The 13665-nt window shown below is 74.8% G+C and carries 11 protein-coding genes and 2 pseudogenes; 10 read left to right on the forward strand and 3 right to left on the reverse strand.

Annotated elements, in window-relative coordinates; all coding sequences use genetic code 11:
• Nucleotides 1-31 precede the first annotated feature (31 nt).
• Both MCBG_RS26065 and MCBG_RS26070 read left to right on the forward strand, forming a co-directional pair.
• Nucleotides 32-1047: pseudogene (locus MCBG_RS26065) on the forward strand (cobalamin biosynthesis protein).
• The gene (locus MCBG_RS26070; RefSeq protein WP_043328871.1) at nt 1044-2627 is read left to right on the forward strand and encodes a cobyric acid synthase; all 1584 of its coding nucleotides are present in this window, start codon (nt 1044-1046) and stop codon (nt 2625-2627) included. The pseudogene MCBG_RS26065 and the gene MCBG_RS26070 overlap by 4 nt, the downstream one beginning before the upstream one ends.
• Here the strand turns inward: MCBG_RS26070 and MCBG_RS26075 are convergent.
• A complete protein-coding gene (locus tag MCBG_RS26075) occupies nt 2621-3022 on the reverse strand; it encodes a rhodanese-like domain-containing protein (RefSeq protein WP_013288093.1) in 402 nt (133 codons plus the stop codon). The genes MCBG_RS26070 and MCBG_RS26075 overlap by 7 nt on opposite strands.
• A 111-nt stretch (nt 3023-3133) precedes the next feature.
• On the opposite strand from MCBG_RS26075, the gene MCBG_RS26080 reads away from it, so the two are divergent.
• From MCBG_RS26080 to MCBG_RS26095, 4 genes are all read left to right on the forward strand, one after another.
• Entirely contained in the window at nt 3134-3790 is a 657-nt protein-coding gene (locus MCBG_RS26080) for a uridine kinase family protein (protein ID WP_223201335.1), read from the forward strand.
• A 21-nt stretch (nt 3791-3811) separates the two neighbouring features.
• Nucleotides 3812-5176, forward strand: a complete 1365-nt coding sequence (locus MCBG_RS26085) for a dipeptidase (RefSeq protein ID WP_043328875.1) — start codon at nt 3812-3814, stop codon at nt 5174-5176.
• Nucleotides 5177-5254: 78 nt separating this feature from the next.
• The gene (locus MCBG_RS26090; protein WP_030273275.1) at nt 5255-5461 is read left to right on the forward strand and encodes a hypothetical protein; all 207 of its coding nucleotides are present in this window, start codon (nt 5255-5257) and stop codon (nt 5459-5461) included.
• An 86-nt stretch (nt 5462-5547) separates the two neighbouring features.
• Entirely contained in the window at nt 5548-7131 is a 1584-nt protein-coding gene (locus MCBG_RS26095; RefSeq protein WP_043330987.1) for an ATP-dependent DNA ligase, read from the forward strand.
• 10 nt (nt 7132-7141) lie between these two features.
• Here the strand turns inward: MCBG_RS26095 and MCBG_RS26100 are convergent, their stop codons facing one another.
• Nucleotides 7142-7966 (reverse strand): SURF1 family cytochrome oxidase biogenesis protein, encoded by an 825-nt coding sequence (locus MCBG_RS26100; protein ID WP_043330989.1) that lies wholly within the window; start codon nt 7964-7966, stop codon nt 7142-7144.
• A gap of 134 nt (nt 7967-8100) precedes the next feature.
• Here MCBG_RS26100 and MCBG_RS26105 point away from each other — a divergent pair, with 134 nt between their 5' ends.
• Nucleotides 8101-9021, forward strand: a complete 921-nt coding sequence (locus MCBG_RS26105) for a nucleotide-binding protein (RefSeq protein ID WP_223201336.1) — start codon at nt 8101-8103, stop codon at nt 9019-9021.
• 79 nt (nt 9022-9100) lie between these two features.
• Entirely contained in the window at nt 9101-9469 is a 369-nt protein-coding gene (locus MCBG_RS34405) for a type 1 glutamine amidotransferase family protein (protein ID WP_223201337.1), read from the forward strand.
• A gap of 112 nt (nt 9470-9581) precedes the next feature.
• Here the strand turns inward: MCBG_RS34405 and MCBG_RS26110 are convergent, their stop codons facing one another.
• Nucleotides 9582-11714: a transglycosylase domain-containing protein gene (locus MCBG_RS26110; RefSeq protein ID WP_043328877.1), complete on the reverse strand. Its 2133-nt coding sequence runs from the start codon at nt 11712-11714 to the stop codon at nt 9582-9584.
• Between the two features lie 121 nt (nt 11715-11835).
• On the opposite strand from MCBG_RS26110, the gene cobC reads away from it, so the two are divergent.
• Nucleotides 11836-12918 (forward strand): Rv2231c family pyridoxal phosphate-dependent protein CobC, encoded by a 1083-nt coding sequence (gene cobC / locus MCBG_RS26115; protein ID WP_043328879.1) that lies wholly within the window; start codon nt 11836-11838, stop codon nt 12916-12918.
• Nucleotides 12918-13665 (forward strand): annotated as a pseudogene (locus MCBG_RS26120) (nicotinate-nucleotide--dimethylbenzimidazole phosphoribosyltransferase); the annotation flags it as partial. The gene cobC and the pseudogene MCBG_RS26120, both read left to right, overlap by 1 nt.

The following is a 13665-nucleotide window of genomic DNA, read 5'->3' on the forward strand; positions in this document are numbered from 1 at the left end:
GACTAGGCTGGCCGGCCGGAGGTGGTGACGGGTGCGGCAGGCGACCGCCATGGCGAACGCGACCGGACTGGTGGCGGGCTACGCGCTCGACGCGCTGCTCGGTGACCCCCGCCGGTGGCATCCGGTGGCCGGCTTCGGCCGGGCGGCCGGCGCCCTGGAACAGCGCTCTACCGTCCCGACCGGTCGGACGGCGTCGCGTTCACAGCGGTGGAGGTCGGCGCGCCGGTCCTGCTCGGCGCCGCTGTCGCGCTGGTGAATCGCCGCCATCCGGTGGCCCGGGCCGCGCTGGTCGCCGCCGGCACCTGGACGGTGCTGGGTGGGCGAACGCTGCGGCACGAGTCCCGGGTGATGGCACGGGCGCTGGGCCGGGCCGATCTGCCCGCCGCCCGGGCCCGCCTCGGCAACCTCTGCGGGCGGGACCCGTCCGCCCTCGACGAGTCCGAACTCGCCCGCGCCACGGTCGAGTCGGTCGCCGAGAACACCTCGGACGCCGTGGTCGCCCCGCTGGTCTGGGGCGCGGTCGCGGGCCTGCCCGGCCTGCTCGGCTACCGGGCGGCAAACACGCTCGACGCGATGGTCGGCCACCGCTCACCCCGGTACGCCCGCTTCGGCACCCCGGCGGCCCGGCTCGACGATGCGCTGAACCTGGTGCCGTCCCGGCTGACCGGGTTGCTCACGGTCGCGGTCGCGCCGGCGGCGCACGGGGACCGTGCCGTCGCCTGGCAGGTGTGGCGGCGGGACCGGGCCGACCATCCGAGCCCCAACGCCGGTCAGTGCGAGGCGGCGATGGCGGGCGCGCTCGGTGTCCGGCTCGGCGGGCGCAACGTCTACTTCGGCCGCGCGGAGACCCGGCCGTTCCTCGGTGACGGGCCCCGCCCCGAGGCGCGGCACCTGAAGCGGGCCGCCCGGATCTCCGGCGCGGTCGGCGTGGCCGCGCTCGGCCTGGCCGCGCTCTACCCGGTGACCGTCGGGCGCGTGGCCGGGGCCGCCGGACGGGCCGCGCTCGGCGTCCTCATGCGGGCAGCCCGCCGGGGGAGCGGGCGGTGAGCGGCGGGCTGCTGGTCGCCGGCACCACCTCCGACGCGGGCAAGAGCGTGCTCACCGCCGGCATCTGCCGCTGGCTGCGCCGCCGGGGCGTCCGGGTCGCGCCGTTCAAGGCGCAGAACATGTCGAACAACTCCGCCGTCGTGGTCGGGCCGGACGGGCGCGGCGGGGAGCTGGGCCGAGCCCAGGCGATGCAGGCCGCCGCCTGCGGGCTCGACGCCGACCTGCGGTTCAACCCGGTGCTGCTCAAGCCGGGCAGCGACCACGCCAGCCAGGTGGTGCTGCTCGGCGAGGCGGTCGACACGGTCACCGCCGGCAACTACCACGAGGTGCGGTCCCGGCTCGCCACCACCGCGTACGCGGCGCTGACCGAGCTGCGCGAGGAGTACGAGGTGGTGATCTGCGAGGGCGCGGGCAGCCCCGCCGAGATCAACCTGCGTGACGGCGACTACGTCAACATGGGGCTGGCGCGTGCGGCCGGGCTGCCGACGATCGTGGTCGGCGACATCGACCGGGGCGGCGTGTTCGCCTCGATGTTCGGCACCGTCGCCCTGCTCGACGCGGCCGATCAGGCGCTGGTCGCCGGGTTCGTGGTGAACAAGTTCCGGGGCGACCGGGGGCTGCTCCAGCCGGGGCTGGACATGCTGCGCCGGGTCACCGGCCGTCCCACGTACGGGGTGGTGCCCTGGGCGCTGGACCTGTGGCTGGACGCGGAGGACTCGCTCGCGTACGGGCGGGTGCTCGGCCGGCCGCCCGCCCCCCGGGGCACCGACTGGCTCGACGTGGCAGTGGTGCGGCTACCCCGGATCAGCAACGCCACCGACGTCGAGGCCCTCGCCACCGAGCCGGGTGTGCGGGTACGCCTCACCGTCGAACCGGCCGAACTGGCCGCCGCCGACCTCGTGGTGCTCCCCGGCACCAAGTCGACTGTCGCCGACCTGGCCTGGCTGCGGGAGACCGGCCTGGCCGACGCGGTACTGGCGCACGCCGCCGCCGGCCGGCCGCTGCTCGGCATCTGCGGCGGCTTCCAGATGCTCGGCCGGGCGATCCACGACCCGGTGGAGAGCCGCCGGGGCACCGTGCCCGGCCTCGGGCTGCTGCCCGTCGAGATCACGTTCGAGCCGGTCAAGACGGTGCGCCGGGCCGAGGGCAGCGCCGCCGGAGACGTGCCGGTGAGCGGCTACGAGATCCACCACGGCCGGGTGTCGACGGCCGACCCGGGGCTCGCGCCGCTGTTGCGTCACACCGACGGCACCGGCGAGGGCGCGCGCCTCGGCAACGTGTACGGCACCCACTGGCACGGCACGTTCTCCTCCGACGAGTTCCGCCGCCGCTTCCTGACCGAGGTCGCGGCGGCGGCCGGGCGCACCGGCTTCAAGGTCGCGCCGGACACGTCCTTCGCGGCGGCCCGGGAGCGGACGCTGGACCTGCTCGGCGACCTGGTGGAGGAACACCTCGACACGGACGCGCTGTGGCGGCTGATCGAGTCCGGTCCGCCGCCGGGATTGCCGTTCGTGCCACCCGGCGCGCCGCCGGCACAGAGCGACGTCCGGCGGCCCGCCGTCGACCGCGCGGTTCAGTAGCGCACGTCGGCCGGGCGGTCGGACATCGGCAGCCCGGCCTCCCGCCAGCCCTGCACCCCGCCGATCATGTCGGTGGCCTGCCGCAGCCCCAGCGTCTGGAGGCTGGCGGCGGCCAGACTGGAGCTGTACCCCTCCCGGCACACCACGACGATCTCGCGGTCGTACCCGGTGGCCTCGGGGATGCGCCAGGCGCTGGCCGGGTCGAGCCGCCACTCCAGCACGGTGCGGTCGATGACGATCGCGCCGGGCAGCTCACCCTCCTCGCGGCGCTGCGCCTCGGTACGCGTGTCGATCAGCAGCGCGCCGCCTCGGACCGCCTCGACGGTCTCGTGCGGAGTGAGCCGGCGGAGACCGGCGCGGGCCTGTTCCAGGAGGGCGTCGACGCCCGGACACATCACGTCATGGAGCACCCCCCGATGATGCCCAGCCGCCCACGTCACCGCTCGCCGAAACGGCCCGCCCGGGTCGCAGGTTCCAGCGGACGGGGGAACGTTAGCGTCGGTCGGGTGAACGTCGCCGTGATCGAGGCGTACGCCGGGTTGGCCCGCCGCGTGCTGGCCGGTCCGGCGCGGTTGGGGCGTACCCGGCTGGTGGCCGTCGACGGGCCCAGCGGCGCGGGCAAGAGCGTGTTCGCGACGCGCCTCGCGGACGCGCTCGCGGAGCGGGCGGGCGGCGTGCGCCCGCCGTTGGTGCACACCGACGACCTGCTCGACGGCTGGGACGACCAGCTCACGTTCTGGACCCGGCTGGAGGAGCAGGTGCTCGGCCCGCTGCGGGCCGGCCGGACGGGCGGCTACCGCCGCTACAGCTGGGTGCGCCGGCGCTTCCTGGACCGGGTGGTGCCGGTGCCGGCCGGTCCGGTGCTGATCGTCGAGGGGGTGAGCGCCGCCCGCGCCGCGGTACGCCCCGAGCTGACGCTGTCGGTGCTCGTCACCGCGCCGGCCGAGCTGCGGTTGCGCCGGGCGCTCGCCCGCGACGGTGAGCAGATCCTGCCGGAGTTGCGCCGCTGGCACGCGGGGGAGCGGGCGCACTTCACCGCCGACGGCACCGCGGCGGCGGTGGACCTGGTCGTCGACGGTGCCCCGGACCTGCCGCACGACGCGGACCGCTACTACGTCCGGGTGGGCGGCCGGCGATCAGGCTCGGCCGACGTGGCGGGGTAAGGCCAGCATACGATTCCGGTCATGACCACTCCGATCCTCTCCGAGTCCGAGGTGCGGGCCGCCGTCGAGCGGGAACTGCCCGGCGTCCGTGCCGACCTCGAGCGACTCGTCCGCATCCCGGGCATCGCCTTCGAGGGCTTCGACCACTCGCACGTGGAGCGTTCCGCCGAGGCGGTGGCGGAGCTGCTGCGCGGCTGCGGCCTCGACACGCGGATCGTCCGGGCCGGCGGCCAGCCCGCGGTGATCGGCACGAAGGCGGCCCCGCCCGGCGCGCCCACCGTGCTCATGTACGCGCACCACGACGTGCAGCCGGTCGGCGACCTGTCGCTGTGGGAGTCGGACCCGTTCGAGCCGGTGGAGCGTGACGGCCGCCTCTACGGCCGGGGCGCCGCCGACGACAAGGCCGGCATCATGGCGCACGTCGCCGCGCTGCGCGCGTTCGGCGACCGGCTCCCGGTCGGCGTGGTGCTGTTCATCGAGGGCGAGGAGGAGTACGGCTCGGACTCGCTGGAGCGGCTGCTCGCCGAGCACCGTGACGATCTGGCCTCCGACGTCATCGTGATCGCCGACTCCACCAACTGGGACGTCGGTGTGCCCGCGCTGACCACCTCGCTGCGCGGCATCGTCAACTGCTTCGTGGAGGTGCGCACGCTCGACCACGCGGTGCACAGCGGCATGTTCGGCGGCGCGGTGCCGGACGCGCTCACCGCGCTGGTGAAGCTGCTCGGCACGCTGCACGACGAGGCCGGTGACGTCGCGGTGGACGGACTGGTCGGCCGCGAGGGCGCCAGCGTCGACTACCCGGAGGACCGGTTCCGCGCCGAGGCCGGCCTGGTCGACGGCGCGGAGCTGTTCGGCACCGGCCGGATCACCGACCGGCTCTGGACCAAGCCGGCGCTGGCGATCCTCGGCGTGGACGCGCCGGCCACCGGCGAGGCGCCGAACGCGCTGGTGCCGTCCGCGAAGGCGAAGCTGAGCGTACGGCTCGCGCCGGGCGACGACCCGAAGAAGGCGTACGCGGCGCTGACCGCGCACCTGGAGCGGCACGCGCCGTGGGGCGCGCAGGTGTCGGTGACGTTCGAGCACGACGGCGCGCCCTGCGTCATCGACGCCTCCGGGCCGATGTTCGACGCGGCCCGGTCGGCGTTCCGGGCGGCCTGGGACGGCACCGACCCGGTGGACATCGGGGTGGGCGGGTCGATCCCGTTCATCGCCACGTTCCAGGAGATGTTCCCGCAGGCCGCGATCCTGGTGACCGGGGTGGAGGACCCGCACGCGCGGGCCCACGGGCCGAACGAGAGCCTGCACCTGGGCGAGTTCGCGCGGGTGTGCCTGGCCGAGGCGCTGCTGCTGGCCCGGGTGGCGGAAGCCGGAAACCGCGGCTGAGGTGTCGAAACCGTAACTTCGGGGCCGATGTCGGAGTTTGTGGTGTGTCGGCGGGTGGGGTGTTATAGCCTTTCGAACATGCGTACGAACGACGAGATGGAGCGGCTTCAGGCCGCCGTCCGTGCTCTGGGGGACGTCGACGTCTCCGCGTGGTCCGAGGACACGCTCAACGAACAGATCGGCGAGCTCTCCGCCGCGCTGGTCACGCTCGACGCGCTGCTCACCCGGGTCGCCGAGGGCGTGCGCGGGCGCGGCCTGCGGATCGAGGAACCGGTCTCGGCCTGACCGGTTGCCGGTGACCCGGCCACCCGTGTGGTGTGCCGGGTCGCCGGATCGGCCCCGGTGTCGCAGGTGACTGGCAGGATATGGGCGTGCGTTTCGCGGAGCTGGCGGCCACCTCGGCCGCGGTCGGCGCCACCAGCGGCAGACGAGCCAAGGTGGAGCTGCTGGCCGCTGCGCTGCGCGGGCTGGAGCCGGGCGAGATCCCGGCCGGCGCCGGCTATCTCGCCGGTGAGCTGCGCCAGCGTCAGACCGGTGTCGGCTGGGCGGGCCTGCGTGACCTGCCGCCGCCGGCCGCCGAGCCGACGCTCACCGTCGCCGCCGTCGACGCGGCGATCGAGGAGATCTCCCGCGTCGCCGGCTCCGGTTCGCAGGCCCGGCGGCGGGATCTCGTCGGCCGTCTCTTCGCCGCCGCGACCGCCGACGAGCAGCGCCTGCTGACCGGCCTGTTCCGGGGCGAGCTGCGGCAGGGCGCGCAGGCCGGGCTGCTGACCGACGCGGTCGCCCGCGCCGCCGACGTACCGGTCGCGGCCGTCCGGCGTGCCCTGCTGCTCGCCGGTGACCTGCGCGCGGTGGCGGTCGCGGCGCTCACCGGCGGCGCCCCGGCGCTGGCCGGGTTCGGCCTCCAGGTGGGCCGCCCGCTCGCGCCGATGCTGGCGCAGAGCGCGCCCTCCGTCGATGAGGCGCTCACCGCCACCGGCGTGCCGGCGATGGTCGACGTGAAGCTCGACGGCATCCGCATCCAGGTGCACCGTTCCGGCTCGGACATCGCCGTGTTCACCCGCAGCCTGGACGAGATCACCGGCCGGCTGCCCCAGGTGGTGGCGGCCGTACGCGCGCTGCCCGCCCGCGAGCTGGTGCTCGACGGTGAGGCGATCGGGCTGGACGCGGCCGGCCGGCCGCTGCCGTTCCAGGAGACGTCCAGCCGGGCGGCCCGGCGCACCACGCCCAGCACCACCGGGCCGACGCAGGTCGCGCCCGCTGTGCTGGCCGCCGCCGAGCGCACCGGCGAGCCGGTGCTCACGCCGTACTTCTTCGACCTGCTGCACCTCGACGGCGCCGACCTGATCGACGCGCCCGGGCGGGAGCGGTGGGCGGCCCTGGCCCGCGCGGTCGACGCCTCGCTGCTCGTCGACCGGATCGAGGTGGACGACGCGGAGCAGGCGGCCACGGCGTTCGCCGCGGCTGTCGACGCCGGGCAGGAAGGCGTGGTCGTGAAGGACCCGGCCGCGCCCTACGACGCCGGCCGGCGCGGCTCGGCCTGGGTCAAGGTCAAGCCGCGGCACACGCTCGACCTGGTGGTGCTCGCGGTCGAGTGGGGCAGCGGCCGGCGCGAGGGGTGGCTGTCGAACCTGCACCTCGGCGCCCGTGACCCGCGAACCGGCGAGTTCGTCATGCTCGGCAAGACCTTCAAGGGGCTCACCGACGAGATGCTGCGCTGGCAGACCGAGCGGTTCCTGTCGCTCGCAGTGGAGAAGGGCGACTGGGAGGTGCGGGTCCGGCCGGTGCAGGTGGTCGAGATCGCCTTCGACGGGGTGCAGACCAGCAGCCGCTACCCGGGTGGCATGGCCCTGCGCTTCGCCCGCGTGCTGCGTTACCGCCACGACAAGACGGCCGCCGAGGCGGACACGATCGACGCGGTCCGCGCCATCCACGCCGGCCGGCTCACCGGCTGACCGGTCCGGCTCAGGCGGAGGTGGGGGCGGCCGGCTCGGCGGCCCGGTCCACCGGCTCGCCCGGCTTGTCCAGTCCGGCGAGGCGCCGGGCCTCGCGGCGCGCCACCCAGCCGTAGCCGAACAGGCTCATCACCGCGAAGATCCACCACTGCCACACGTAGCCGAAGTTCTGCCAGTTGTTCGTGTGCCCGATCTGCACCGCCCGGAAGGCCGGGTCGGCGGCCGGCGTCTGCCCGTCGAGCAGCACGTAGCCGCCGGTCACCGGATAGGGGAGCTGCTCGGCCAGGCGGGGGATGTCGATGCGCCGGGCCTCCAGCTTCCCGTCGCGCCGGCTGACCCCGCCCCCGCCGCTCTCGCTGGCGACCACCCGGCCGGTCACTGTCACCTCGCCGCCCGGCGCCGCCGGCACCTGCGGCTGGACCGTCGCGCCGGCCCCGGGGGCGGGCGGGATCCAGCCCCGGTCGACGAGCACCGCGCTGCCGTCGGCGAGCACCAGCGGGGTGAGCACCTCGAAGCCGACCGTCCGGTCGACGGTCCGGCCGCGGATCAGGACGGTGTTCGCGCTGTCGTACCGGCCGGTGGCGGTGACCCGGCTCCAGGTCAGCTCCTCGGCCGGAGCGGGACCGACGGCACCCGCGCCTCCGGTGGGCGCGGGCAGCGCGTCGCGCAGCGGCGCGGGCGTCATGGTGGCCCCGGCGTCGATCCGGTCGTTGATCGCCGTCCGGCCCCGGTAGCGGTCCAGCTGCCAGTTGCCCAGGAACACCATCACCGTCGCGGCGACGAGCGTCAGCGCGAGGTAGCCGAGCCAGCGCGGGGTCAGCAGGAACCGGTACACGTTGGCCAAGGCTACCCGTATGAGCGATGCCACTCGCCGTCGCCGGGCAGAAACGGCGGTACGCGCGGACGTCGCGGGCCGGGCCGGACGGGTATGGTCACGCGGGCGGAAACCACCCACATCAGGAGTCGATGATGACCGACGTGCCGCGCGTCGTGCTGAGTGCGCCCTCCTCGGGTCACGGCACCGGCGCCGTCTCTCTCGGCCTGCTGGCGGCCCTCGCCGACCGGGATCTCCCGGTGGCCGGCTTCAAGGTCGGGCCGGACCAGGTGGACGCGGCGTACCTCGGGCTCGCCGCGGGCCGTCCCGGGCGCACGCTCGATCCGAGGCTGGTCGGTCCGGAGCGGATCGTCCCGCTCTTCGCGCACGGCGCGGCCGGGACCGGGTTCGCCCTGGTCCAGGGGACGATGGGCCTCTACGACTCGGTCGCCGGGCGGCCGGAGAGCGAATCCACGGCGGCGGTGGCCACCGCGCTGCGTAGCCCGGTGGTGCTCGTGGTGGACGTGGCCGCGATGGGCCAGTCGGTGGCCGCGCTGGTGCACGGCTTCCGGGCGTACGACGACGAGCTCTGGCTGGGCGGCGTGATCCTCAACCGGGTGGCCTCGCCCCGGCACGAGGCGCTGCTGCGCGAGGCGCTCGACGACGTCGGCGTGCCGGTCTACGGGGCGCTGCGCCGGCACGAGTTACCGCCGGTGCTGCCCGCCCGGCGGTACGGCACCGGTCCCGTGGTGCGCGGCGACGCCGACGCCGAACGTGGCGTACGCCGGCTCGGGGAGGCGGTGGCCGCCACCGTCGACCTCGATCGGCTGCTGGTGCTGGCCCGGTCCGCCCCGGCGCTCACCGTTCAGGCGTGGTCGCCGGAGCCGGCCGATGCCCCGGCGGCGTCGGCGGAGCGCCCGGTGGTCGCGCTGGCCGGCGGCCCGGCCGGCGCCTACAGCCACCCGGAGGTCGCCGAGCTTGCTGCGCGCCGCCGGCGCCGAGTGGTCACGCTCGATCCGCTGCGCGAACGAGGCGGCTGCCCCGCCGGGGGCGCGGGGCGCGTCGTCGGCGGCTGATTGCCCGAACTGTAGCGGACAGCTCTCGCCAACCGGCGCTTCTGCATCGCGGCGGCGAGTGGCCCGCTCGGGCCGTCCGGTGATCGCCGAGGGGGCCGGCCTGCTCTGGCTGGCCCGGGAGCTGGACGGCCTGCCGATGTGCGGCGTGCTCGACGCGGTCGGCACGGTCCGGGACGGCCTGGTGGTCGGCTACCGCACGGCCACGGCGGTCACGGACAGCGTCGTGGCCCCGGCCGGTACGACGGTGACCGGGCACAAGCAGCACGCGGCAGTGCTCACGCCGCGGGCCGGTGAGCGGCCGGCCTGGCGCTGGGAGGGCGGCAACCCGGAGGGGTTCGTCCGGCAGGCCGTGCACGCCTCGCAGCTCGTGCCGCACTGGGCCGCGCACCCGGACGTCGCGGCCCGGTTGGTGGCCGCCGCGCTGGCGCCCGTGCCGGCGCCCGCCTGACCGCAAGGTGACGGAAACGTCGATCAAGGAGCTCGCGTCGGCGGATCAGGCGATCCGGACGCAAACTCCTTGATCGACTACCCGGGCGCACCCCCGGGCGGATCGGGGCGGGTCAGCCGACTATCTGGTCCGAGGGTGGGGTGAACTGGCGGGTCGGCTGACCCTTCAGGGAATCCCGCAGGGTCTGCGCCACCGCGTTCACCGGGATCTGCGACTGCCCGTCACCCACCGCGTTGAACGGATTGTCCGGGTCGGCGATGAAACTCGCCGCCGCCAGCTCCGGCGTGTAGCCGACGAACCACGCCGACCGGGTGCTGTCCGTCGTACCCGTCTTGCCGGCGACCGGCCGGCCCACGGTGCCGCGGACGCTGTCGGCCGTCGACCAGCCGCCGCAGCTCCCCTTCGCCGGGGTGTCGCCGGTCGGGCAGCGCGCCGCGTCCGTGGCGGCCCGGGCCGCGTCCGCGTTCACCACCTGGCGGCACCGCGGCTTGGCGACCTCCCGCTGCACCCCGCCCGGCGTGCTGTACGTGGCCGGTGTGCCGTCCCGGTTCATGATCGCGTTGACCGGGATGGCCTCGCAGTAGCGCCCGTCGGCGGCGATGGCGGCGTACGCGTTCGCCATCTCCAGCGGGGTGGCGTCGGAGACGCCGAGCGTGAACGCGCCCCACTTCTTCGCCTTGCCCGGCGACGCCTGTTCCTTGTCCACGTCGGTACGCCAGCGCAGCCCCAGTTGCTCGGCCAGCCGCACCCCGGCGTCCGCGCCGATCTTCTCCTCCAGCTGGACGAAGTAGGTGTTCACCGACTTGCCGAAGCCGGACCACATGGTCTGCCGCCCGGTCATCGCGCCGCTGGCGTTCGACGGGGCCCACCCGTCGTAGACGGCCGACTTGTACGTGTACGGCGAGTCGTACGCGGTGGACAGCGGCATCCCGGCGTTGAGCGCGGCGAGCATCGGGAACATCTTGAACGTCGAACCGGCCTGGTAGCCCGGGAGCGTCCCGCCGCCGAGCAGCGGCGCCACCGTGTTCGGGTAGTTCGCCTTGACCTTCGGTCCGGCCTCCGGGTTCGAGCTGTTCGGGTTCTCGGCCAGGTCCAGCGAGTAGTTCCGGTTCACCGCCATCGCCTTGATCCGCCCGGTGCCGGGCTCGGCGACCACGATGCCGTTCGCGAACGGGCTGCCGGTGTTGTCCTTGGCGCCCACGTTCTTCTCCGCCGCCGCCTGGGTCTTCGGATCGAGCGCGAGCACGATCCGGTAGCCGCCGCGGCGCAGCTTGTCCATCCGTTCCAGCCGGTTCTCGCCGAACGCGGGCTGGGCGCTCCACCAGTTCTTCAGGTAGTCGCAGTAGAAGCCCCAGCTGCGGTGCCCGCCGTCGATCGCGGCGCAGTCGTTGGGCGGGTCGGTCAGCTTCAGCTTGATCGGCTGGCCCTTGGCCGCCGTGGCGGCGTCGGGCGACAGGTAACCGAGGCGGGCCATGTTGTCCAGCACGTAGTTGCGCCGGCCGGTGGCCTCCTTCTGGTCGGAGGTGATCGGGTCGTACTCCGACGGCGACTTCACCAGCCCGGCCAGCGTGGCCGCCTCGACCGGGGTGAGCGTGGCCGGGGTCTTGGAGAAGAAGATCTGCGAGGCGGCGTAGATCCCGTACGCGCGGTGGCCGAAGTAGGCCGAGTTGAGGTAGCGCTCCAGGATCTGTTCCTTGGTCAGGTGCTTCTCGATGTCCAGCGCCATGCGCATCTCCTTGACCTTGCGCAGGCTGGTCTGCTGGGTCGCCTCCTGGACCTCCTTGGGCGTGGTCGCGCTGTCCCGCAGCGCCATCCGCACGTACTGCATGGTGATCGTCGAGGCGCCCTGGGAGACGCCGCCGGATCGGGCGTTGGAGACGAAAGCTCGCGCCACGCCCTTCGGGTCGACGCCGTGGTGCTGGTAGAAGCGGTTGTCCTCGGCGGCGACGATCGCCTGCTGGATGTTCGGCGACATGTTCTCGATCTTGGTGTACTGCCGGTACTCCTCGTAGAACATCGTCAGCACCGTCTTGCCGTCCGGCGCGTAGACGTACGAGGTCTCGGCCGGCAGCGCGGTCTTGAGGATGCTCGTCTTCTGTTCGATCGCGTGCGCGGTGGCCTTGGCCCCGATGCCGGTGACGGCGACCAGCGGATACAGGGCGGCGGCGACCACGATGCCGGCGATCAGCCCGGCGCGGAGAAGAGGAACGAGACGGCCAGCGGAAGCAAGGGGACGACTGCTCACGGGGTCAAGCTATGACATTTCCGATTCGGAAATGAGAAGAACTCATAAACCGGCGGACCGTGACGCGACCCACGCCGGGATGCGCTGTCCCGGGCGGCGGCTACCCGGCAGGATCGCGGACATGCCCGCACCATCGACCGGGAGCGCCGCCGCGCTCGACGAGCCCGACCTGGGCCACCACGGGGACGCCGAGGCCACGCCCGGCCTGGTCGACCTGGCGGTCAACGTGCGCCGCGCCCCGATGCCGGACTGGCTGGCCGACCCGGTCACCGCCGCGCTGGGCGACCTGGCCGCGTACCCGGACCCGGCGCCGGCCCGCGCCGCCGTCGCTCACCGGCACGGGCGACCCCCGGAAGAGGTACTCCTCACCGCCGGCGCCGCCGAGGGTTTCGTCCTGATCGCCCGCGCGTTGTCCGGCGTCCGCCACCCCGTCGTGGTGCACCCCCAGTTCACCGAGCCGGAAGCCTCGCTGCGGGCCGCCGGGCACCGGGTGGACCGGGTGCTGCTCGACCCGGCCGACGGCTTCCGCCTGGACCCGGCGAGCGTCCCGGAAGACGCCGACCTGGTCATGATCGGCAACCCCACGAACCCGACCTCCGTGCTGCACCCGGCGGAGGCGATCGCCACGCTGGCCCGCCCCGGACGGGTGCTCGTGGTCGACGAGGCCTTCGCCGACACCACCACCGCGCCGGGCGTCGACGGCGAGCCCGAGTCCCTGGCCGCGCGCCGTGACCTGCCCGGCCTCGTGGTCGTGCGCAGCCTCACCAAGACCTGGGGCCTGGCCGGGCTGCGGATCGGCTACCTGCTCGGCGACCCCGCGCTGCTGGCCCGGTTCGCCGCCGCGCAGCCGCTCTGGGCGGTCTCCACCCCCGCGCTCGCCGCCGCCACCGCCTGCGCCGCGCCGGCCGCCGTCGCCGCCGAACGCGCCATCGCCGCCGAACTCGCCGCCGACCGCGACCACCTGGTGGCCCGCCTGTCCGGCCTGCCCGGGGTACGCGTGGCGGGCCGCCCCGCCGCCGCCTTCGTCCTGATCCACGTGGCCGGCGCCGCCGACGTACGGGAGCGGCTGCGCGCGCACGGCTGGGCGGTACGCCGGGGCGACACGTTCCCCGGGCTCGGCCCTGACTGGCTCCGGATCGCCGTACGCGACAGGGGCACCACAGACGCGTTCATCGAGACGCTGGCACGGATCCTGGAGGCATGATGCTGGAGTCCACAGTCGCGGCGATCCGGCCGCTGGACGAGGCCGCCATGGCGGCGGCCCGCGAGTTGCAGGGGCGGCTGACCAAGCCCGCGGGCTCGCTCGGCGCCCTGGAGCCGCTCTCGGTACGCCTCGCCGGGCTGGCCGGCGCCTGCCCGCCGCCGCTGCCCGAGCCGGCCGCGGTGGCGATCTTCGCCGGTGACCACGGCGTGCACGCCCAGGGCGTGACCCCGTGGCCGCAGGAGGTCACCGCCCAGATGATCGCCAACTTCCTGGCCGGCGGCGCCGTGGTGAACGCGTTCGCCCGCCAGGCCGGCGCCTCGGTCACGGTGGTGGACGTCGGCGTGGCCACCCCGATCCCCGGCGCCGAGTCCGCCGACCCGGCCGGGCCGCGTCTGGTGTCCGCGAACGTCCGCGCCGGCACCCGCGACATGACTGTCACCGCCGCGCTCACCCGGGACGAGGCCCGCACGGCCGTCGAGACCGGTATCCGGGTCGCGGGCGAGCTGATCGACGCCGGGGCGGGAATCGTGCTCACCGGCGACATGGGCATCGGCAACACCACCCCGTCCGCCACGCTCATCGCCGCGTTCTCCGGCGTCGACGCCGAGGCGGCCACCGGCCGGGGCACCGGGGTCGACGACGAGACGTACGTCCGCAAGGTGGCGGTGGTGCGGGCCGCGCTGGCCCGGCACGAGCCCGACCCGGCCGACCAAGAATGGGTGTGCTGGCGACCGTCGGCGGGCTGGA

The sequence above is a fragment of the Micromonospora sp. M42 genome (genome assembly GCF_000568915.1).
Lineage (GTDB): Bacteria > Actinomycetota > Actinomycetes > Mycobacteriales > Micromonosporaceae > Micromonospora > Micromonospora chalcea.

What these genes read in the sequence shown, in the direction of transcription:
- MCBG_RS26075 (WP_013288093.1), bottom strand. Translation starts at nt 3,022, where the DNA reads ATGTGTCCGGGCGTCGACGCCCTCCTGGAACAGGCCCGCGCCGGTCTC.
- MCBG_RS26085 (WP_043328875.1), top strand. Translation starts at nt 3,812, where the DNA reads ATGACCACTCCGATCCTCTCCGAGTCCGAGGTGCGGGCCGCCGTCGAG.
- MCBG_RS26090 (WP_030273275.1), top strand. Translation starts at nt 5,255, where the DNA reads ATGCGTACGAACGACGAGATGGAGCGGCTTCAGGCCGCCGTCCGTGCT.
- MCBG_RS26105 (WP_223201336.1), top strand. Translation starts at nt 8,101, where the DNA reads ATGACCGACGTGCCGCGCGTCGTGCTGAGTGCGCCCTCCTCGGGTCAC.
- cobC (WP_043328879.1), top strand. Translation starts at nt 11,836, where the DNA reads ATGCCCGCACCATCGACCGGGAGCGCCGCCGCGCTCGACGAGCCCGAC.